Origin of the sequence: Pseudomonas sp. ef1 (assembly GCF_007293365.2) — a bacterium.
In the GTDB taxonomy this organism is placed as follows: domain Bacteria; phylum Pseudomonadota; class Gammaproteobacteria; order Pseudomonadales; family Pseudomonadaceae; genus Aquipseudomonas; species Aquipseudomonas siliginis.
In genome coordinates this window covers 5,768,513-5,787,804 of the sequence record NZ_CM129815.1, presented here as the reverse complement: position 1 = coordinate 5,787,804, position 19,292 = coordinate 5,768,513, and the positions used below count along the sequence as shown (strand labels likewise).

At 58.7% G+C, this 19,292-nt stretch carries 22 protein-coding genes; 8 read left to right on the top strand and 14 right to left on the bottom strand.

The features are described from left to right. Positions 1 to 188 precede the first annotated feature (188 nt). Positions 189 to 662, bottom strand: a complete 474-nt coding sequence (bfr, locus tag FEE99_RS26425) for a bacterioferritin (protein ID WP_016773403.1) — start codon at positions 660 to 662, stop codon at positions 189 to 191. Positions 663 to 863: 201 nt separating this feature from the next. Beyond that, positions 864 to 1,082, bottom strand: a complete 219-nt coding sequence (locus FEE99_RS26420; RefSeq protein WP_003227725.1) for a bacterioferritin-associated ferredoxin — start codon at positions 1,080 to 1,082, stop codon at positions 864 to 866. A 312-nt stretch (positions 1,083 to 1,394) separates the two neighbouring features. On the opposite strand from FEE99_RS26420, the gene FEE99_RS26415 reads away from it, so the two are divergent. Next, on the top strand, positions 1,395 to 1,997 hold the full coding sequence (locus tag FEE99_RS26415; protein WP_003227723.1) for a peroxiredoxin: 603 nt from the start codon (positions 1,395 to 1,397) through the stop codon (positions 1,995 to 1,997). 74 nt (positions 1,998 to 2,071) lie between these two features. Here the strand turns inward: FEE99_RS26415 and rnt are convergent, their stop codons facing one another. Beyond that, positions 2,072 to 2,749, bottom strand: coding sequence for a ribonuclease T (gene rnt / locus FEE99_RS26410; protein WP_041479868.1), 678 nt, complete (start codon positions 2,747 to 2,749; stop codon positions 2,072 to 2,074). Continuing rightward, the gene (gene pyrC / locus FEE99_RS26405; protein WP_016773405.1) at positions 2,746 to 3,792 is read right to left on the bottom strand and encodes a dihydroorotase; all 1,047 of its coding nucleotides are present in this window, start codon (positions 3,790 to 3,792) and stop codon (positions 2,746 to 2,748) included. The genes rnt and pyrC overlap by 4 nt, the downstream gene beginning before the upstream one ends. A gap of 160 nt (positions 3,793 to 3,952) precedes the next feature. Here pyrC and FEE99_RS26400 point away from each other — a divergent pair, with 160 nt between their 5' ends. Next, positions 3,953 to 4,867 carry a flagellar protein MotY gene (locus FEE99_RS26400; protein ID WP_041479867.1) on the top strand — a complete coding sequence of 305 codons (915 nt, stop codon included), beginning with the start codon at positions 3,953 to 3,955 and terminating at the stop codon, positions 4,865 to 4,867. Positions 4,868 to 4,996: 129 nt separating this feature from the next. Next, complete coding sequence (locus tag FEE99_RS26395) at positions 4,997 to 6,214, top strand: argininosuccinate synthase (protein ID WP_007953201.1); 1,218 nt, start codon at positions 4,997 to 4,999, stop codon at positions 6,212 to 6,214. 114 nt (positions 6,215 to 6,328) lie between these two features. Here the strand turns inward: FEE99_RS26395 and FEE99_RS26390 are convergent, their stop codons facing one another. After that, entirely contained in the window at positions 6,329 to 7,030 is a 702-nt protein-coding gene (locus FEE99_RS26390) for a hypothetical protein (protein ID WP_041479866.1), read from the bottom strand. Between the two features lie 466 nt (positions 7,031 to 7,496). On the opposite strand from FEE99_RS26390, the gene FEE99_RS26385 reads away from it, so the two are divergent. Then, entirely contained in the window at positions 7,497 to 8,123 is a 627-nt protein-coding gene (locus FEE99_RS26385) for a response regulator transcription factor (RefSeq protein ID WP_016773408.1), read from the top strand. 88 nt (positions 8,124 to 8,211) lie between these two features. Here FEE99_RS26385 and FEE99_RS26380 read toward each other — a convergent pair whose 3' ends face one another. From FEE99_RS26380 to metG, 8 genes are all read right to left on the bottom strand, one after another. Continuing rightward, positions 8,212 to 8,391, bottom strand: coding sequence for a PA3496 family putative envelope integrity protein (locus FEE99_RS26380; protein ID WP_041479865.1), 180 nt, complete (start codon positions 8,389 to 8,391; stop codon positions 8,212 to 8,214). A 107-nt stretch (positions 8,392 to 8,498) separates the two neighbouring features. Beyond that, a complete protein-coding gene (gene nth, locus FEE99_RS26375; RefSeq protein WP_016773410.1) occupies positions 8,499 to 9,137 on the bottom strand; it encodes an endonuclease III in 639 nt (212 codons plus the stop codon). After that, a complete protein-coding gene (locus FEE99_RS26370; RefSeq protein ID WP_041479864.1) occupies positions 9,134 to 9,706 on the bottom strand; it encodes an Rnf-Nqr domain containing protein in 573 nt (190 codons plus the stop codon). The genes nth and FEE99_RS26370 overlap by 4 nt, the downstream gene beginning before the upstream one ends. Continuing rightward, on the bottom strand, positions 9,703 to 10,308 hold the full coding sequence (locus tag FEE99_RS26365; RefSeq protein WP_041479863.1) for an RnfABCDGE type electron transport complex subunit G: 606 nt from the start codon (positions 10,306 to 10,308) through the stop codon (positions 9,703 to 9,705). Before FEE99_RS26365 ends, FEE99_RS26370 begins: the two co-directional genes overlap by 4 nt. Further along, on the bottom strand, positions 10,305 to 11,288 hold the full coding sequence (locus tag FEE99_RS26360) for an RnfABCDGE type electron transport complex subunit D (protein WP_041479862.1): 984 nt from the start codon (positions 11,286 to 11,288) through the stop codon (positions 10,305 to 10,307). The genes FEE99_RS26365 and FEE99_RS26360 overlap by 4 nt, the downstream gene beginning before the upstream one ends. Beyond that, positions 11,275 to 12,288, bottom strand: a complete 1,014-nt coding sequence (gene rsxB, locus FEE99_RS26355; RefSeq protein ID WP_041479861.1) for an electron transport complex subunit RsxB — start codon at positions 12,286 to 12,288, stop codon at positions 11,275 to 11,277. Before rsxB ends, FEE99_RS26360 begins: the two co-directional genes overlap by 14 nt. Next, positions 12,285 to 12,854, bottom strand: a complete 570-nt coding sequence (locus FEE99_RS26350; RefSeq protein WP_041479860.1) for an Rnf-Nqr domain containing protein — start codon at positions 12,852 to 12,854, stop codon at positions 12,285 to 12,287. Before FEE99_RS26350 ends, rsxB begins: the two co-directional genes overlap by 4 nt. A gap of 114 nt (positions 12,855 to 12,968) precedes the next feature. Beyond that, positions 12,969 to 15,020 carry a methionine--tRNA ligase gene (gene metG / locus FEE99_RS26345; protein WP_041479859.1) on the bottom strand — a complete coding sequence of 684 codons (2,052 nt, stop codon included), beginning with the start codon at positions 15,018 to 15,020 and terminating at the stop codon, positions 12,969 to 12,971. A 319-nt stretch (positions 15,021 to 15,339) separates the two neighbouring features. On the opposite strand from metG, the gene apbC reads away from it, so the two are divergent. Continuing rightward, positions 15,340 to 16,434, top strand: coding sequence for an iron-sulfur cluster carrier protein ApbC (apbC, locus tag FEE99_RS26340; RefSeq protein WP_024014150.1), 1,095 nt, complete (start codon positions 15,340 to 15,342; stop codon positions 16,432 to 16,434). Between the two features lie 107 nt (positions 16,435 to 16,541). Here apbC and FEE99_RS26335 read toward each other — a convergent pair whose 3' ends face one another. Then, positions 16,542 to 17,300: an SDR family oxidoreductase gene (locus tag FEE99_RS26335; RefSeq protein WP_041479858.1), complete on the bottom strand. Its 759-nt coding sequence runs from the start codon at positions 17,298 to 17,300 to the stop codon at positions 16,542 to 16,544. A gap of 163 nt (positions 17,301 to 17,463) precedes the next feature. On the opposite strand from FEE99_RS26335, the gene FEE99_RS26330 reads away from it, so the two are divergent. From FEE99_RS26330 to FEE99_RS26320, 3 genes are all read left to right on the top strand, one after another. After that, complete coding sequence (locus FEE99_RS26330; protein WP_041479857.1) at positions 17,464 to 18,189, top strand: HugZ family pyridoxamine 5'-phosphate oxidase; 726 nt, start codon at positions 17,464 to 17,466, stop codon at positions 18,187 to 18,189. A gap of 71 nt (positions 18,190 to 18,260) precedes the next feature. Further along, entirely contained in the window at positions 18,261 to 18,737 is a 477-nt protein-coding gene (locus tag FEE99_RS26325; RefSeq protein ID WP_016773418.1) for an FxsA family protein, read from the top strand. A 259-nt stretch (positions 18,738 to 18,996) separates the two neighbouring features. Then, the gene (locus FEE99_RS26320; protein ID WP_007916610.1) at positions 18,997 to 19,290 is read left to right on the top strand and encodes a co-chaperone GroES; all 294 of its coding nucleotides are present in this window, start codon (positions 18,997 to 18,999) and stop codon (positions 19,288 to 19,290) included. Positions 19,291 to 19,292: the final 2 nt, after the last annotated feature.

Here is a 19,292-nt window from a genome sequence, read left to right as displayed (position 1 = left end):
GAGTTTCGCTCGACGACGCGTCTCCCGTAGGAGCTGTCGAGTGAAACGAGGCTGCGATCTTTTGATTTTCGGCCAGCAAAAAGCCCCGCACCTCGAAAGAGGGCGGGGCTTTTTGTTGGTTATACGAGTTGACTGAGTATCAAGGCTGAAATCGATAAAGATCGCAGCCTCGTTTCACTCGACAGCTCCTACTCTTCGCCCATCTGCGACTGCAGATAGTTTTCCAGGCCGATCTTGTCGATCAGGCCGAGCTGGGTTTCCAGCCAGTCGATGTGTTCTTCTTCCGACTCAAGAATGTCTTCGAGCAGTTCACGGCTGCCGAAGTCGCCAACGGTTTCGCAATGGGCGATGGCGGCTTTCAGGTCGGCGTGGCCGGTCTTTTCAATGCGCAGGTCGCATTCGAGCATTTCGCGGGTGTGTTCGCCGATGTGCAGCTTGCCCAGGTCCTGCACATTTGGCAGGCCTTCAAGGAACAGGATGCGCTTGATCAGCTTGTCCGCGTGTTTCATCTCGTCGATGGATTCGTGGTATTCGTGCTTGCCGAGCTTGTTCAGACCCCAATCTTCATACATGCGCGCATGCAGGAAGTACTGATTGATCGCGACCAGCTCATTGGCAAGGATCTTGTTGAGATGCTGGATGACTGTAATGTCGCCTTTCATGATCGGAGTCCTGCCCTGTATTAACTGTATATAAGGCGGAGTTTGAGCTTGGTGTTTATAAGTGTCAAACCTAAGTTATTGAATAATAAATGAAAATTAATCGGAATAAGAATGTTTGTGTTCCGCGTCTGGACGCTAAGCAATTGATTTTCAGGCATAAAAAAACCGGACGCGAAGTCCGGTTCTTTGAAATGGGGGCATTTACGCAGCAGTAAATTCTACAGGGTAGGGGATCGCGGCTTGGGCGGTTTGCAGCTTGGTCAGGGTTTCGCGGACCACTTCCTTGGCAAGGCAGGCGCATTTGCCGCACTGGCTGGCGACGCCGGTGGCCTGGCGAACTTCTTTGTAGCTGCAGCAACCTTCATAGATCGCTTCGCGGATCTGTCCGTCGGTGACGCCAGTGCAGAGGCAAACATACATAAGTAAGAACCGTCGCTGGTTGTGACTCAATTGCGATGGATCTTAATGGTAACGAGAATGATTGTCAAAGTGCTTTCGGAACGCTTCCCAGCCAATTTGCCTGCGACTGACGAACGGTATTTGCCAGGCGCTGCCTTGACCCAATGAATACGCCGTGGATAACCGAACAGGGAAAATCCGTTACGGACAGGCCAAACACGCAGTGTATGATGGTCGTCTCTTGCGAAGAGGGTTCGTGTCACAGGGCTGTCGCCTGAGGGTGACAGGCTGGCCCGGACCCTGAACTTCAAGTTTCTACACCAGGAGATATCAATGAGCGTACTCGTAGGCAAACAAGCCCCAGACTTCACCGTCCCGGCCGTACTCGGCAATGGCGAGATCGTTGACAGCTTCACCCTGTCCTCGGCCATCAAAGGCAAATACGGCCTGGTGTTCTTCTACCCGCTGGACTTCACCTTCGTCTGCCCGTCCGAGCTGATCGCTCTGGACAACCGCATGGCTGACTTCAAGGCGCGCAACGTTGAAGTGATCGCTGTGTCGATCGACTCGCACTTCACCCACAACGCCTGGCGCAACACTCCAGTGAACAATGGCGGCATCGGCCAGGTGAAATACACCATGGCTGCCGACATGAAGCACGACATCGCCAAGGCTTACGACGTTGAATCCGAAGGCGGCGTGGCTTTCCGCGGCGCGTTCCTGATCGACGACAAAGGCGTGGTTCGCTCGCAGATCATCAACGACCTGCCGCTGGGCCGTAACATGGAAGAGCTGATCCGTCTGGTCGACGCGCTGCAATTCCACGAAGAGCACGGCGAAGTCTGCCCGGCCAACTGGAAGAAAGGCGACAAAGGCATGAACGCTTCGCCAGAAGGCGTTGCGGCTTACCTGACCGAGAACGCTGCTGCCCTGTAAGGCGCAACGTCGAGGTACAAAAAAACCGGCCTATGTGGCCGGTTTTTTTATGCGCGGGATTTGTTCGCCGACGATCAGTCGTCGAAGTCTTCCCAGCCGCCCATCTGTTTCCAGCGATTGACGATGCCGCAGAACAGCTCAGCGGTCTTTTCGGTGTCGTAGCGCGCCGAGTGCGCCTCACGACCGTCGAAATCGATGCCGGCGGCCTGACAGGCTTTCGCCAGCACGGTCTGACCGTACGCCAGACCCGCCAGGGTCGCGGTGTCGAAACTGGAGAACGGGTGGAACGGGTTGCGCTTCATGTCCAGCCGCGCGACTGCGGCGTTGAGAAAGCCCAGATCGAAGCTGCTGTTGTGCCCGACCAGAATCGCCCGCTTGCAGCCGTTGGCTTTCAGGGCCTTGCGGATGCCACGGAAAATATCGGTCAGCGCGGTTTCTTCACTGACGGCCATGCGCAGCGGATGATCAAGCTTGATCCCGGTGAACTCCAGCGCTGCCGCTTCAACGTTCGCACCTTCGAATGGCTCGACGCGGAAGAAGTAGGTGTGATCCGGGTAGACGAAACCCTTTTCATCCATGGCGATGGTGGTCGCGGCAATCTCCAGCAGGGCATCGGTGGCTGCGTTGAAGCCACCGGTTTCTACGTCGACGACAACCGGCAGGTAGCCGCGAAAACGCGCTGCCATCGGGTGACGGGAACCGCCGCCACCACTTTGACCGTCCAGCTCATCGTCGAAATGCTCTTCACTCACGCGTGTTCCTCCAGCAGGCGCCAGCGCAGTTTTTCACCGGCGCGCAGCGGGATAACGGTCAGCTCGCCAAATGGCAGGCTGGTTGGGGCGGTCCATTCTTCGCGAACCAGGGTGATGCGATCGGTGTTTGCCGGCAGGCCGTAGAAACGCGGGCCGTTGAGGCTGGCGAAGGCTTCGAGCTTGTCCAGCGCATTACGCTGTTCAAACGCTTCGGCATACATCTCGATGGCGGCGTAGGCGGTGTAGCAACCGGCGCAACCGCAGGCGGCTTCCTTGGCGTGCTGGGCGTGGGGCGCCGAGTCGGTGCCGAGGAAGAACTTGGCGCTGCCGCTGGTGGCGGCATCGAGCAAGGCTTCCTGATGGGTGTTGCGCTTGAGGATCGGCAAGCAATAGAAATGTGGCCGAATCCCGCCCACCAGCATGTGGTTACGGTTGTACAACAGGTGGTGCGCGGTGATGGTCGCGCCGACGTTGGCCGAAGCCTCGTTGACGAATTGCACGGCGTCACCGGTGGTGATGTGCTCGAACACCACTTTCAGCGTCGGGAAACGCTCGACCACGCGGCGCATGTGCTCATCGATGAAGATTTTTTCGCGGTCGAACACATCGACGTCGCCACGGGTGACTTCACCGTGGATCAACAGCGGCATGCCGACTTCGGCCATGGCTTCCAGCGCCGGGAAGATCTTGTCGATGCTGGTCACGCCGGAATCGGAATTGGTGGTCGCGCCGGCCGGATAGAGCTTGGCGGCGTAGACGAAACCGCTGGCCTTGGCCTGACGAATTTCTTCCGGTTGGGTGCGGTCGGTGAGGTACAGCACCATCAACGGCTCGAACTGACTGCCGGCCGGGCGGGCAGCGAGAATGCGCTGACGATAGCCGTCGGCTTCAGCGGCGTTGCGCACCGGCGGTACCAGGTTCGGCATGATGATCGCGCGCCCGAAGGTGCGGGCCACATCGGCAACGGTATTGGTCAACACGGCACCATCGCGAAGATGAATGTGCCAGTCGTCGGGACGCAGCAGGGTCAGGCGGTCGGACATGAGGGGATTCCAGGCGGGTCAAACTGAGGCGAATGCTACCGGAAAAGACTCTTGCAGGCACCCGCTATCAAGTTTTGCCACAAGCGTCCGATATCCCGAAGGTATGCCGTAAACATTGTGTGAATCGGTGTTTGTGTTTCACAAGCCAATGGAGCCTCCCGTGCGCCAGCGTTATTTAGCCCTGCTCAGTGTGTTTGCCAGCCTTCCCGCGATGGCGCTGACTTACCAGACCCGTCTGGAGAACATTGAGTGGACGGTCGCCGGCGACCAGTTCGAATGCCGCCTGACGCAACCGATCACTGATTTCGGCTCGGGCGAGTTCGTGCGCAAGGCCGGTGAGCAGGCGATCTTTCGCCTGAATGCCTACAACGCCATGCTTGGTGGCGGCTCGGCGACGTTGCTCGCTGCCGCTGCACCGTGGCAGCCGGGGCGCGGCGATATCAATCTGGGCTCGGTACGGCTGGGCAGTGGCAATGTGTTGTTCAACAGCTCGCAATCCCAGGCCGGTGGGCTGATCAGCGGTCTGCTGGACGGCCGTAGCCCGGTAGTTCGCCGTGCGTCTGGCGATGGCCGGGTGTCGGAAGTGCGTTTGTTGCCGGTGAAATTCAGCAAGGCGTTCAACGACTACCAAGGCTGCGTGGCGAAATTGCTGCCGCAGAATTTCGACCAGATCAAGCAGTCGCAGATTGGCTTCCCCGGCGAAGGCGTTGAGCTGGACCCGGCTGCCAAGGCCAAGCTGCAAGTGATGCTCGAATACATGAAGGCCGACCCGACGGTGAACCACATTGACCTCGACGGCCATTCCGACAACAGCGGCAATCGCCTGACCAACCGCGAATTGTCGCGCCGCCGCGCGCTGGCGGTAGTCGATTTCTTCAAGGCCAACGGCATTCAGGAATCCCAGATCACCGTGCGTTTCCACGGCGAGCAGTATCCGATCGTGCCGAACACCAGCAAGGCCAATCGTGCGAAGAATCGCCGGGTCAACGTGAAACTGTCGCGTGTGGCACCGACCACAGCCCCTGCGCCAGCGCCGCAAGCGAGTACGCCAGCCACCGCCGCAGCGACTTCCTGACTCGCCGGTCATCGTCGCGCTCTCGACAGATTCTGTCGCTTTGTCGTCTTAAGCTGTCGCGCCTCTGTAAATTATCGCGTTTGAGCGGTAGACTCCCCGGCTTTCCGTAGAACCCCGTGGAGTGATGGCATGGCGGACGTAAACAAGGTCGTTCTGGCGTATTCCGGCGGCCTGGACACTTCGGTGATCCTCAAGTGGCTGCAGGATACTTATAACTGTGAAGTGGTGACTTTCACCGCCGATCTCGGTCAAGGCGAAGAGGTCGAGCCGGCCCGCGCCAAGGCTCAGGCCATGGGCGTCAAAGAAATCTACATCGACGATCTGCGCGAAGAGTTCGTGCGTGATTTCGTGTTCCCGATGTTCCGCGCCAACACCGTTTACGAAGGCGAGTACCTGCTGGGTACTTCCATCGCCCGTCCGCTGATCGCCAAGCGCCTGATCGAAATCGCCAACGAAACCGGCGCCGACGCCATTTCCCATGGCGCCACCGGCAAGGGCAACGACCAGGTGCGCTTCGAACTGGGCGCCTACGCGCTCAAGCCAGGCGTGAAAGTGATCGCCCCTTGGCGCGAGTGGGACCTGCTGTCGCGCGAGAAGCTGATGGACTACGCCGAGAAGCACGCGATCCCGATCGAACGCCACGGCAAGAAAAAATCCCCGTACTCGATGGACGCCAACCTGCTGCACATCTCCTATGAAGGCGGCGTGCTGGAAGACACCTGGACCGAGCACGAAGAAGACATGTGGCGCTGGACCGTCTCCCCGGAGAAGGCTCCCGACACCCCGCAATACCTGGAACTGACTTACCGCAACGGCGACATCGTCGCACTGGACGGCGTCGAAATGACCCCGGCCACCGTACTGGCGACGCTGAACAAGATCGGCGGCGAGCACGGCATCGGTCGTCTCGACATCGTCGAAAACCGTTATGTCGGCATGAAGTCCCGTGGCTGCTACGAGACCCCGGGTGGCACCATCATGCTGCGCGCTCACCGCGCCATCGAATCGATCACTCTGGACCGCGAAGTCGCTCACCTCAAAGACGAGCTGATGCCCAAGTACGCCAGCCTGATCTACACCGGCTACTGGTGGAGCCCTGAGCGTCTGATGCTGCAACAGATGATCGACGCTTCGCAGGTCAACGTGAACGGCGTAGTGCGCCTGAAGCTGTACAAGGGCAATGTCATCGTCACCGGCCGCAAGTCCGACGATTCGCTGTTCGATGCCAACATCGCCACCTTCGAAGAAGATGGCGGTGCTTACAATCAGGCGGATGCGGCGGGCTTCATCAAGCTCAACGCGCTGCGCATGCGCATTGCTGCCAACAAGGGCCGCAAGTTGTTCTGAGTGGCTCAGACCGACGCGCAATAAAAAAGGCGGCCTGTTCAGGGCCGCCTTTTTTCATCTTTTTTTCTGGTTCATCAGGCTCCCTCGTGTATCTGCGCGCAGTCTTGACCCGGTTCAGCTGGTTCGTCCCAGTAATGTCACCGTCTGCGAACACAGGTTATATACGATGCACAGTGTGGCTCCTGAGCCTTTCCTGGCCTGCCTGATCTGTTGCAATGCGGAGTGGGCAAGCGCGTCCGACGCATGATTACAAAGAAATACGAGAACCCGCGCGTGCTTTTTATCGACGCCTTTTAGCGTTTCGAAGATGGCATCGAATTCCTTCGCTGCATCAACTTCTCTTGCGTCAATGATGTTCAGTTCACTTACCCAGGGTGACAGCTTGATATTCTGCATAACCGGATGGGTTGGGTCGCGTGGACCGAGCGGTGGGTCCGGCGCGTTGTGAACTCTGCAGGGAATCGGCACTCGGCCTGGTCCGGTTTTACCCGACACGATGCAACTGGTCAGCTCAAAAGCACAACGCTCGCCTGCTTCGCGAAAGGATTCGTCCCTCTGGTTATTTTGAGTGGTTTTCAAAAAGCTTTTGTCTTTGCCGAAGTCTGAAGGCGAGTAAAGCGAGCGATGATTGAAGTTGAGAGTGATAAAGAACAGGAATAACAAGTAAAAGGGGAAACTGATCAGAAACCAGACGTAAATTTCCCGGTCCTTGTTATCGAGAAATGGTAACGACACCGCCGCCGAGGTTTCCGAAAGAATTGCAAATATGGCGATGACTGTCATGGGGTTGGTGATTTTGTTTTTTATCTTTAGCATTGTTTTGCTTCTACATGGTTTGTCTAGTTTAAGTTGGTTATTTCAGCGATAGCAAAGGCGCTTGTGTAAGTGCGCGGCTGTTAACTAAAGTTTTATAGAATCAACGATGTTGTGTCGAACAGGTGGTTGTGTCGGTTCGTTACGTCGTATGTCCCAGTGCTTGCCCAAGGCCAATTTGACAGGTAAATCATCGTGTATGAAGGTTCGTAATTGCGCCTGTTGAAGTTTTCCAACGACCCACCACGGCGTAGGACTCGGCTGCATGAAGATCAAACTCCGCCGGCGTATGAAAGATCGGAAGGCGGTTGCAATGGGGCAAGGGCAGCGAATTTGTGGGAATTATCCTCAATGCCTGTAGGGAATGTCTCTGGATGCAAATGCGTGTAAAAGTTGCCATGCCTTGAAGCAAGTGACTGGGATATCGTGCGTGTTCTAAAAATTCGAACAGCGAAAACTGGACTTGCCCATGAATAAAGTGCTGATCGTGGATGACCACCCCGTCATTCGACTTGCGGTACGTATGCTGATGGAACGGCATGGCTACGAAGTCATTGCAGAAACGGATAATGGCGTTGATGCACTACAAATTGCTCGTGAACAAATACCCGATCTTGTCATCCTGGATATTGGAATACCCAAACTCGACGGACTGGAAGTTATTGCGCGCCTGACCTCCACTGCCATGCCGGTGAAAGTGCTGGTGCTGACTTCCCAGGCTCCCGGGCATTTTTCAATGCGTTGCATGCAATCGGGCGCAGCGGGCTACGTGTGCAAACAGCAGGATCTGACCGAATTGCTCAGTGCGATCAAGGCAGTTCTGTCCGGCTACAGCTATTTCCCCAATCAGGCGCTGCACACTGTGCGCACCAGTCTGGGCAATGCGAGTGAAGCGGACATGGTTGATCGTCTGTCCGGGCGGGAAATGATGGTGTTGCAGCAGTTGGCGCGCGGCAAGACCAACAAGGAAATCGCCGATGGCATGTTTTTGAGCAACAAGACTGTAAGCACTTACAAGACTCGCCTGTTGCTGAAACTCAATGCGCGTTCTCTGGTTGATCTGATCGAGCTGGCGCAGCGCAACGGCCTGGTTTGAACGATTCGACAGCTGAGAACGTCATGGGCCGATCAAGCTCGGTTGTCGCAGAAAATGAAAAGCCTCCGTCTAGGGAGGCCTTCAGATATCACAGATCATAATCGTAGTCGGCCAATTGCCTTTGCAGTCGGCGCTCCTCAAGCAGGTTGTCGATTGTGCGACGCTTGCTAAGGTTGGTCTTGGCCACTTCAACCACCGGTTCGACCTCATCGGCGTCGGTGGCAATAAGATCCTCTTCTACATCCAGTTGCTCTGTGTCGGTACTCATGAAGTCAACTCCCGGCTAAGACTGCCTTTGGCGCTCCTTATATCGACATTACTGCGGCGGGTAAAAAAGATTTTTTCAATCGATGGATGTGAAAAACCGATGACCGCTCAATCGTCAGAAGTTTTATGTTTGTATTCGCATAGATCTTCGATGCGGCAGCTGCCGCAGCGCGGTTTACGCGCCAGGCACACATAACGACCGTGCAAAATCAGCCAGTGATGAGAGTCGAGCAGGAATTCTTTCGGTACAAACTTCATCAACTTCATTTCAACTTCCACCACATTTTTCCCCGGCGCGATGCCGGTGCGATTGCTGACGCGGAAAATGTGCGTGTCGACCGCCATGGTCAATTGGCGGAAAGCGGTGTTGAGCACCACGTTGGCGGTCTTGCGCCCGACGCCCGGCAAGGCTTCCAGTTCTTCCCGGGTTTGCGGGACTTCACCGCCATGACGCTCAACCAGCAAACGGCAGGTTTCAATGACGTTTTTCGCCTTGCTGTTGTAGAGGCCAATGGTTTTGATGTACTCGGACAGCCCCTCGACACCCAGCGCATGAATCGCGGCGGGTGTATTGGCGACGGGAAAGAGTTTGGCAGTCGCCTTGTTGACGCCGACATCGGTGGACTGCGCCGAAAGAATCACCGCAATCAGCAGCTCGAACGGCGAAGAGTAGGCCAGTTCGGTTTTCGGCTCGGGATTGTCTTCGTGCAGTCGGCGAAATATCTCAAGACGTTTTGCAGCATTCATGGGCGATGCGTTTCCTTGATGACAGAGTTGCGGCGTGTCCACGCCTGACGGGCGGCGAGAAGCAGGCCCAGTAAAACGAAAGCGCCGGGAACCAGCGTAATCAGGCGCAGTCCTTCGGGGAACAAAACCAGACCTGGCCAATGCTCCGAAAGGCCTCGGCCAAGGCTGCCATAACCGATGATCTCGCGCAGCCCGCCGACTACCAGCATGAGCGCGCCGAACATTGCGCAGCGTTTGAAGCTGATAGCGACGGGCTCGCGGAAGGCACCGTGGTATTCAAACACGACGCAGTGCAAGGCGATCAGCCCTATGTAGAGCTCAGACGTCTGCTGCCATGGCAAAAACCAGCGTTGCGCCACAATATCCGCGCAACTGGTCAACGTCGCAGCAAGTATCAGGCTGGCGAGCAAGGCACGGGTGCCCGTCAGGCGCTCGCGCAGCGGCGACATGCAGACGGCAAATACACCGAGTACCGCGCTGAGCATCAAGGTTATCCCCAGTGCAGCGCTGAATGTTGGTGTGGCGCCCAGTAGCGGCACCAGCATCAATAAATTCACCGTGCGCTTCATGGGCCAGTCCCCAAGAGCAGCGCCCGATGCTCATCGAAATAACGCAGTGCGTCATGAATTGCGTCAATGGCGGCACGGGAGGTAATGGTCGCGCCAGCGATCTGATCGAACTGCCCCTGATCCTTTTTCAGCGCCCAGCCGGCGTCTGTCGGCTCAGTACGGGATTTGCCGATGAAGGCCTGAAGCCAGGCATTCGGCCATGCACCGATGTAACCACCCAATCCTGGCGTTTCGCGCTGCTCAAGGGTTTTCACGCCTAAAACTTTGCCATTAGCATCAATGGCAATCAGCAGTTCCAGAGTACCTGCGTAACCTTCACTGCGACTGCGCAACAGCACCGCGACTGTCTGACCGGAGCGGGTCGCTCGATAGCCGCCTGACAGCGTGCTATGGCGCAAAGCAGGCTCGGCGAGCGTCAGCGGTAGCTCCAGCGGCTGATTGTCGTAGAGCGCGGCAGGCATGACATCAAGCAATTTGCGGCTGTCGAGCAAGCGCTGCTCGCTGGCAATCTGCGGTGCACTGCTGCGCTGCAACACGTATGTCGCACTCATGCCAACGAGTGCCAGCAGCACCACCGTCGCGACACTCGCTGAGCGGTTCACGCGTTCACCTTCGACTGGCGGTTGAGGGCGAAGCGTTCGAGTGCCGGCACCAGAAGATTCATCAGCAATACCGCAAACGCGACGCCGTCCGGGTAACCTCCCCACGTGCGAATCAGATAAGTCAGCAGGCCGACGCCAACACCGAACAGCAGGCGGGCGAGGGCGCTTTTCGCGCCGGACACCGGCTCGGTCACAATAAAAAATGCACCGAGCATGGTCGCGCCGCTGAGCAGGTGAAAGAGCGGCGAACCATGGGAATCCGACCCCGAGCCGTTCCAGCACAACAGGCTGATGACGAACAGACTGGCGAGCATCCCCAGCGGTGCGTGCCAGGAAAAGATCCGCCGCTGCAACAGCCACAGGCCGCCGAGCAGAAACGCCAGATTCACCCATTCCACACCGCGCCCGCCGAAACGGCCGAAGGCCGGGTTGCTGGCGAACAGCTCCTGCATGGTCAGGCTTTTATTGATGCGCAGACTGTCGAGTGCCGTGGCTTGCACCCACGCGTCCGGCGCCTGCGCTGGACTGAAAACCTGTTGCAGCGCCGCAAGAAAGTCCAGGCCATGAGCGGGCCAATGGGTCATCGCTTGCGGGAACAGCACCATGCTCAGGACAAAGCCAAGCATCGCCGGGTTGAACGGGTTTTTGCCGACGCCGCCATACAGATGTTTGCCGAACAACAGACCTGAAGCGGTCGCAATGACCGTCAGCCACCAAGGGCAATAAGCCGGCAGCGCGGCGGCCAGCAACATCGCACTGACCAGCGCGCTGCCATCACGCATTGCCGCTTGCACCGCTTGCCGACGCAGACAGGCGACGCCCGCTTCGACGAGCAAAGCACTGACAACCGCCAGGGAAAGGTTGATCAACACGCCCCAGCCATACAGCCAGAATAAAGCGAGCAGACCCGGCAAAGCGGCCAGCAGCACGGTGTTCATCGCCTGTTGCAGGCGATCGTCCACTGGCTCAAGGGGCGGCATGGTCTTGCACCCGGCGCTCGGCGTCAGTCACGGCTTGCTCCAGTGCTGCGATCTGCTCCGGCGCAGCCTCCGCTGCCTGAGCCTTTTTCAACTCGGCGCGGCGCATGGCCAACTGGATCTTGGCTCGCTTCAGGTCGGCGTCGTTGGTCGGTGCGGGAGCGGCGGGAACGGCGGGAATTGCCGGTTGGCTGCTTTCCAGATTCGCCAGCGCCTGCTCGGCGGCTTCGAATTGTTGCTGCAGGACGATCAATTGCGACTGCTGCTCGAACGTCGGCGGGTGACCGAAGGCTTTCAGCGATTTGTGCAATTGAGCGCGACTCATCGCCACATCGACCTTGGCCTTCTTCAGCGCCGCATCTGCGTTCGCGGCTTTTTGCGCACGCACCCGCTCCAGTGCAGCCTGCACCGGGTCGGCGGTCGATACTTGCGGTTGTGCCGCACGCGCGGCTCGCGCTTCACGTTCAGCCTGCTTTTGCTGTTCTTCACGCAGCAAGCGCTGGTTGCGGCGCTCGAAACGCTGGCGCGCATGGTCACGCTTTTCAGCGCGGGCGCGCTGTTCTTCGAGATCGAATGCGAGACCGCCAACCACTGGGATCGTGTGCGCAGGCAACGGATGCATTTCTATGCAGTCGACCGGGCACGGCGCAACGCACAGATCACAACCGGTGCACTCGTCGATCAGCACCGTGTGCATGAGTTTTGCCGCGCCGACGATGGCGTCGACCGGGCAGGCCTGAATGCACTTGGTGCAGCCGATGCATTCGGCCTCGCGGATAAAGGCGATTTGCGGCGGTGCCGGGCCACGGCTGATGTCCAGTTCCAGGACCGGTATTTTCAACAGCTCGGCCAGCGCAGCGATAGTCTCCTCGCCTCCCGGCGGGCACTTGTTGATCGGCTCGCCATCAACAATGCCTTGCGCATAGGGTTTGCATCCGGGATGGCCGCACTTGCCGCATTGGGTCTGCGGCAGCAGGGCATCGATGCGTTGAAGCAGACTCATGTTTTGATCAATCCACTGAATCCGAGAAAAATCACTGCGAGCAGTCCGGCGCTGATCAGATCGATCGGCAGGCCGCGAAAGGGCAGGGGAATATCGTTGTCGACCGTGCGCTCGCGCAGGTCGCAAAACACACTCAATACCAGCCAGAAACCCAGCCCTGCACCCAAACTCAAAGCTGTCGCGTGCAGCAGGCCATGATCGTTTTGCGCATTGATCAAGGCCAGCCCGAGTACCCCGGCATTGCCCAGCAGCAGCGGCCACAATCCAGCGAACGGCCAATCGGGCAGGCCGCGCGCCAGCAGTTTCAGCAGCGGCGCGATCAACAACACACTCAACGGCAGAAACACGAACAGGCGCAGCGCTTCAAGCTGCAACGGCAGCAGTATCCACTGCCAGATCGCCTGACCGATAACGCCGACCACCACCATCAGGCACAACGTCGCCAACCCCAGCGCATGGACTTGGCGACGGCTGCCCGCCAGCAGCGGAGCGACGCCCAGCGGCCAGTGCAACACGAAGTTGTTGAGCAGCGCAGCACTGATCAGCGTTAACACGAGTTCGGTCATGGTTCTGCCAGCGAAACGGGCGGGTGTCTCTTAAGGGTAGGCACTATCGGGCCAGATATGAAAAATCCCACCGGCATGCAGAGCACGTCGGTGGGATCGTTTTACGGCAACCTCTTACTTGATGCGCTGACCCGGCTTGGCGCCGCTGTCCGGGCTCAGCAGGTAGATCTCTTCACCGCCGGGACCGGCTGCCATCACCATGCCTTCGGAAATACCGAACTTCATTTTCCGTGGCTTGAGGTTGGCGATCATCATGGTCAGGCGACCGTCGAGCTTGGACGGGTCCGGGTAGGCGCTCTTGATCCCGGAGAACACGTTGCGTTGCTCGTCACCGATGTCGAGGGTCAGCCGCAGCAACTTGTCGGCGCCTTCGACGTGTTCGGCCTTGACGATCAAAGCGACGCGCAAATCGATGGCGGCAAAGGCGTCGAAATCGATTTCCGGCGACAGCGGATCCTTGGCCAGTTCGCCGTTGCCCGCAGGCTTGGCTTCGCCAGTGTCGGTCTGGCTGGCGGTCAGATCTTCTTTCGAGGCGTCGGTCATGGCTTGCACTTTTACCGGGTCGATGCGGGTCATCAACGGTTTGAATTCGTTGAGCTGGTGATTAGCCAGCAGGGTGGTGTGGTCATTCCAGGTCAGCGGCGCGACGTTGAGGAACGCCTCGGCATCTGCGGCCAGCAGCGGCAGTACCGGTTTGAGGAAGATCACCAACTGGCGGAACAGGTTGATGCCGGTGGCGCAGATCGCCTGGACTTCATCCTGCTTGCCTTCCTGCTTGTTCAGCGACCACGGCGCCTTGTCGGCGATCCAGGCGTTGGCGCGGTCAGCCAGGGCCATGATTTCACGCATGGCGCGGGCGAAGTCGCGGGCCTCGTAGGCGTCGGCAATGCTCGGCGCGGCGGCGAGGAAGGCCTCGGTCAGCTCCGGCGCGGCATTGTTGTCGACCAGCAGGCCGCCGTTGCCTTTGTGGATAAACCCGGCGCAACGGCTGGCGATGTTGACCACTTTGCCGACCAGATCGGAGTTGACCTTCTGCACGAAGTCTTCAAGGTTCAGGTCGAGGTCATCGACGCCACGGCCAAGCTTGGCCGCGTAGTAGTAGCGCAGGTATTCCGGCGACAGATGATCCAGATAAGTGCGGGCCTTGATGAAGGTGCCGCGCGACTTGGACATTTTCTGGCCGTTGACGGTCAGGTAGCCGTGCACGTTGATGCCGGTCGGCTTGCGGTAGCCGGCGCCTTCGAGCATGGCTGGCCAGAACAGCGCGTGGAAATTGACGATGTCCTTGCCGATGAAGTGATACAGCTCGGCGGTCGAGTCCTTGCCCCAGAACGCGTCGAAGTCCAGCTCCGGCGTACGGTTGCAGAGGTTCTTGAAGCTGGCCATGTAACCGATCGGCGCATCCAGCCAGACGTAGAAATACTTGCCCGGCTCGCCCGGGATCTCGAAGCCGAAGTACGGCGCATCGCGGGAAATGTCCCACTGCTGCAGGCCGGCATCCAGCCATTCGGCGATCTTGTTGGCCACGGCGTCCTGCAGGGTGCCGCTGCGGGTCCAGGCCTGAAGCATTTCCTGGAAATCCGGCAGCTTGAAGAAGAAGTGCTGGGAATCCTTGAGCACCGGTGTGGCGCCGGAGATCGCCGACTTCGGATCCTTCAGGTCGGTCGGTGCGTAGGTCGCGCCGCATTTTTCGCAGTTGTCGCCGTACTGGTCTTCGGTGCCGCATTTCGGGCAGGTGCCCTTGATGAAGCGGTCGGCCAGGAACATTTTCTTTTCCGGGTCGAAATATTGGGTGATCGAGCGCTGGGCGATGTGCCCGGCGTCGCGCAGCTTGAGGTAGATCTGGCTCGACAGCTCACGGTTTTCTTCGGCGTGAGTGGAGTGGAAATTGTCGAAATCGACGAGGAAGTCGGCAAAGTCGGCGCTGTGTTCAGCCTGCACGTTGGCGATCAGTTGTTCCGGGGTGATGCCTTCCTTTTCCGCGCGCAGCATGATCGCCGAACCGTGGGCGTCGTCGGCGCAGACATAAATGCATTGGTTGCCGCGATGCTTCTGGAAGCGCACCCACATATCGGTCTGGATGTATTCCAGCATGTGGCCAAGGTGAATCGAACCATTGGCGTAGGGCAGGGCGCTGGTGACGAGGATCTTGCGTGGCTCGGACATGGGGCTTCGCTACTTGATGAAACGGAGGTCGGCCACTATAAAGCGCCGGCGCATATTTTTCACCCCTGCGCCACTGGGTACTTTGAGAGCTCTTGTGGCGAGGGGATTTATCCCCGCTGGGTGGCGAAGCCGCCCGAAAACCGCAAACTTCGATGTATCAGATAGTCCGAGTGCAATGGCTTTACGACTGCTGCGCAGCCGAACGGAGATAAATCCCCTCACCACAGTGGCTTTTCAGCGCAAGTAATCTGTTCGCCTCAAATCGGTGTCCAGCGTACGATAGCCGCCATTCTTTCCAGTCTTGTTATCGGAGTTGCCCATGAGCGCCGTCACTCGCGCAGCGGTGGAAGCCGTCCTCAGCCAATACACCGACCCTTACCTGAACCAGGACCCGGTCAGCGCCGGTTGCGTGAAAAACATCGAGATCATCGGTGACCGCGTCAATGTGCAGCTGGAAATCGGCTACGCCGCCGGACTGTTCAAGAGCGGTTGGGCGCAATTGCTGCAACTGGCCATCGAAAACCTCGACGGCGTGGTCATCGCTCGCGTCGAGGTCACCAGCGTGATCGCCGCGCACAAGGCCCAGGCGCAGATTCCCGGGCTGGCCAACGTCAAGAACGTCGTCGCCGTCGCTTCCGGCAAGGGCGGCGTGGGCAAATCCACCACCGCTGCCAATCTCGCGCTGGCGCTGGCCCGCGAAGGCGCCAAAGTCGGCATCCTCGACGCCGATATCTACGGCCCGAGCCAGGGCATCATGTTCGGCATTCCCGAGCGCACCCGTCCTGAGGTCAAGGATCAGAAGTGGTTTGTGCCGCTCAAGGCTCACGGCGTGGAAGTCATGTCGATGGCCTTCCTGACCGACGACAACACGCCGATGGTCTGGCGCGGGCCGATGGTTTCCGGGGCGCTGCTGCAACTGGTCACGCAAACCGCGTGGGGTGATCTGGATTATCTGGTCATCGACATGCCGCCAGGCACCGGCGACATTCAGCTGACCCTGGCGCAGAAAGTCCCGGTGGCGGGGGCGGTGATCGTCACTACGCCGCAGGATCTGGCGCTGCTTGACGCGCGCAAAGGCGTGGAAATGTTCCGCAAGGTCAACATTCCGGTGCTCGGCGTGGTGGAAAACATGGCGGTGCACATCTGCTCGAACTGCGGGCATGCCGAGCATCTGTTCGGTGAAGGGGGTGGCGAGAAACTGGCGACCCAGTACGGCGTCGAATTGCTGGCCTCGCTGCCGCTGTCGATGCTGATCCGCGAACAGGCCGATGGCGGCAAGCCAACCGTAATCGCCGAGCCGGACAGCCAGATCGCCATGGTCTATCAGGAGCTGGCCCGCCACGTCGGCGCGCGGATCGTGTTGCAGGAAGCGGCGACACCGGCGATGCCGAACATCACCATCAGCGACGATTGATCAGCGTCGCCTGCAAAAAGATCGCAGCCTCGCTTCGCTCGTCAGCTCCTGCACATTTACCGTAGGAGCTGACTCGCGGAGCGAGGCTGCGATCTTTTGATTTTGCTTTAGATTCGCAACCCGCCATCCATCTCCAGAATCCGCCCGGTGTAGTAGTCGTTCTCGAAGATATACGCCGCCGAATGGGCGATCTCCTCAGGCTTGCCCATGCGCTTGAGCGGAATTCCCGACGTCATCTTCTCCAGCGCTTCCGGCTTCATGCCCAAAGTCATTTCGGTTTCGATGAAGCCCGGTGCGATGCCCGCGACACGAATGCCGTAACGCGCCAGCTCCTTCGCCCAGGTCACGGTCGCCGCTGCGACGCCGGCCTTGGCTGCGGAATAGTTGGTCTGCCCGACGTTGCCCGCGCGGGAGATCGAGGAAATATTGATGATCGCGCCACTGTTCTTCAGCTCGACCATCTTCGCCGCGACTTCACGGGTGCAGAGGAACACGCCGGTGAGGTTGACGTCGATCACCGCCTGCCACTGCGCCAGGCTCATCTTGGTCATCTCACCGTCCTTGACCTTCAACAACAGACCATCGCGCAGAATCCCAGCGTTGTTGATCAGGCCGTGGATGGCGCCGAAGTCTTCGGCCACTTGCGCGACCATGTGCTCGACCTGTTCTTCATTGGCGACGTTGCACAGGTAGCTGCGCGCTTCGACACCTTTGGCTTTGCAGGCGGCCACGGCGGCGTCGAGTTTTTCCTGATTCAGATCGACCAGGGCCAGTTTCGCGCCCTTGCCGGCGAAATACTCGGCCATGGAACGGCCCAAACCCTGGCAACCGCCGGTGATAATGATTACTTTGTCGTTGAGTTGCATTCGCATGTCCCGCTGGCAGGTCTGAGTTGTTTTTGTTGTCGGCAACGCTCGATCGGCACCGGTCAGGCCTGGTAGCACACGAACATTTGCCCGATGCGCGCCGGTTACTTTTCGCTGCGCGCCTGTCCGTTTTCTAGACGGAACCCATTTAAGGAGTCACAAATTGAGCGCTGAAGTGGCGAAGAATGCCCGAGAATTGCTTCTCAAGGAATACCGAGGAGTGCTGTCGACCCACTCCAAATCGATGCCGGGTTTTCCCTTTGGCTCGGTTGTGCCGTATTGCCTGGACGAGCAGGGCCGGCCGCTGATCCTGATCAGCCGCATCGCCCAGCACACGCATAACCTGCAGAAAGATCCGAAGTGTTCGATGCTGGTGGGCGAGCGCGAGGCCGACGATGTACAGGCGGTCGGGCGGCTGACTTATCTGGCCGAAGCGCAGAAGCTCGCAGAACCGGCAGCCATCGACGCTGCCGCCGAACGCTATTACCGCTATTTCCCCGACTCGCAGAATTATCACCAGGCCCACGATTTCGATTTCTGGGTGCTCGATCCGGTGCGCCATCGCTACATCGGCGGCTTTGGTGCGATCCACTGGATCGACGATCTGACCCTGGCCAACCCGTTCGCCGGCAAAGCGGAAATCAGCATGGTCGAGCACATGAACAGCGACCATGCCAAAGCCATCGCCCATTACGTCGAGCTGGCCGGGCTGCCCAACAGCACGCCGGCGCAACTGGCCGGCATCGACAGCGAGGGCATGCACCTGCGCATCGGTCAGGCCGTCTACTGGTTGCCCTTCGCGGCGCCATGTAATACGCCGACACAAGTGCGCGAGGCCTTGGTTTCTCTGGCTCACGCCCAGTCCTGGCCGAAAAAAGCGCAAAGTTAAGCTTGAATTCACGCAAGGGCGACGTCATCTAGGGCTTACTGCAAGGCATTTCTTGCGTTGAGGAAACTTTGATGCGCCCTTTTCTGTTGCTCTTTCTGCTGTTTCCAGTGCTGGAGCTGTTCGTATTCGTCAAAGTGGCAGGCTCTATCGGGTTCTTCCCGGCCCTGCTGCTGATCATTCTCGGCTCGATGTTCGGTGTGTTCGTGCTGCGCGTCGCCGGTCTGGCCACCGCATTGCGTGCCCGGGAAAGCCTGAATCGCGGCGAGTTGCCCGCGCAGACCATGCTCGAAGGCCTGATGCTGGCACTCGCCGGTGGCCTGTTGATCATTCCCGGCTTCATCAGTGACGTGGTCGGTCTGGTGATGCTGTTGCCGGTCACCCGTCGTCTGCTGGCGAACAAGATGCGCCAGCGCGCCGAAGATCAGGCCATGCGTCAGCGCGCCTTCGCCGACGACCTGCAACCACGTGGCGGCCCGGCCCCGCGCGAGCCGCTCGGTCGAGAGCCGAATGTGATCGAAGGCGAGTTCGAACACCGCGACAACAAGTGATATCAGCATCGACACGGCACCCTCGGGTGCCGTGCTCGTTTATGGCGCTTTTTTACTGGGTGGCGATGAAAAATTTTTTCCGCCAGCCCTTGTAATCGGCTTGTACGCCCCTATGTATCGGTCACCGAAAGGTTTCCGGTATTCAAACCGGACAGACTTGCGCGGTTCGCTCGACGGACCGCAACCGGCGCAGGCCGGATTCGTTAAACCCGCCGGGACTACACCGGCCGATGAAAACCACAATTAGGAGAGATCGACAATGAAGCTTCGTCCTCTGCATGACCGCGTCGTCATCCGTCGCAGCGAAGAAGAAAAGAAAACCGCTGGCGGTATCGTCCTGCCAGGTTCGGCTGCTGAAAAAGCCAACCACGGTGTGATTCTCGCTGTAGGCCCGGGCAAAGCTCTGGAAAACGGTGAAGTGCGTGCACTGTCCGTGAAGGAAGGCGACAAGGTTGTGTTCGGTCCTTACTCCGGCAGCAACACTGTGAAAGTCGATGGCGAAGACCTGCTGGTAATGAGCGAGAACGAAATTCTCGCGGTTATCGAAGGCTGATA

Bases quoted from the DNA above. Each gene is read 5' to 3' on its own strand.
- bfr (WP_016773403.1), bottom strand. From the start codon at position 662: ATGAAAGGCGACATTACAGTCATCCAGCATCTCAACAAGATCCTTGCC.
- FEE99_RS26420 (WP_003227725.1), bottom strand. From the start codon at position 1,082: ATGTATGTTTGCCTCTGCACTGGCGTCACCGACGGACAGATCCGCGAA.
- FEE99_RS26415 (WP_003227723.1), top strand. From the start codon at position 1,395: ATGAGCGTACTCGTAGGCAAACAAGCCCCAGACTTCACCGTCCCGGCC.
- pyrC (WP_016773405.1), bottom strand. From the start codon at position 3,792: ATGTCCGACCGCCTGACCCTGCTGCGTCCCGACGACTGGCACATTCAT.
- FEE99_RS26395 (WP_007953201.1), top strand. From the start codon at position 4,997: ATGGCGGACGTAAACAAGGTCGTTCTGGCGTATTCCGGCGGCCTGGAC.
- FEE99_RS26390 (WP_041479866.1), bottom strand. From the start codon at position 7,030: ATGCTAAAGATAAAAAACAAAATCACCAACCCCATGACAGTCATCGCC.
- FEE99_RS26385 (WP_016773408.1), top strand. From the start codon at position 7,497: ATGAATAAAGTGCTGATCGTGGATGACCACCCCGTCATTCGACTTGCG.
- FEE99_RS26380 (WP_041479865.1), bottom strand. From the start codon at position 8,391: ATGAGTACCGACACAGAGCAACTGGATGTAGAAGAGGATCTTATTGCC.
- nth (WP_016773410.1), bottom strand. From the start codon at position 9,137: ATGAATGCTGCAAAACGTCTTGAGATATTTCGCCGACTGCACGAAGAC.
- FEE99_RS26370 (WP_041479864.1), bottom strand. From the start codon at position 9,706: ATGAAGCGCACGGTGAATTTATTGATGCTGGTGCCGCTACTGGGCGCC.
- FEE99_RS26360 (WP_041479862.1), bottom strand. From the start codon at position 11,288: ATGCCGCCCCTTGAGCCAGTGGACGATCGCCTGCAACAGGCGATGAAC.
- rsxB (WP_041479861.1), bottom strand. From the start codon at position 12,288: ATGAGTCTGCTTCAACGCATCGATGCCCTGCTGCCGCAGACCCAATGC.
- FEE99_RS26350 (WP_041479860.1), bottom strand. From the start codon at position 12,854: ATGACCGAACTCGTGTTAACGCTGATCAGTGCTGCGCTGCTCAACAAC.
- metG (WP_041479859.1), bottom strand. From the start codon at position 15,020: ATGTCCGAGCCACGCAAGATCCTCGTCACCAGCGCCCTGCCCTACGCC.
- apbC (WP_024014150.1), top strand. From the start codon at position 15,340: ATGAGCGCCGTCACTCGCGCAGCGGTGGAAGCCGTCCTCAGCCAATAC.
- FEE99_RS26335 (WP_041479858.1), bottom strand. From the start codon at position 17,300: ATGCAACTCAACGACAAAGTAATCATTATCACCGGCGGTTGCCAGGGT.
- FEE99_RS26325 (WP_016773418.1), top strand. From the start codon at position 18,261: ATGCGCCCTTTTCTGTTGCTCTTTCTGCTGTTTCCAGTGCTGGAGCTG.
- FEE99_RS26320 (WP_007916610.1), top strand. From the start codon at position 18,997: ATGAAGCTTCGTCCTCTGCATGACCGCGTCGTCATCCGTCGCAGCGAA.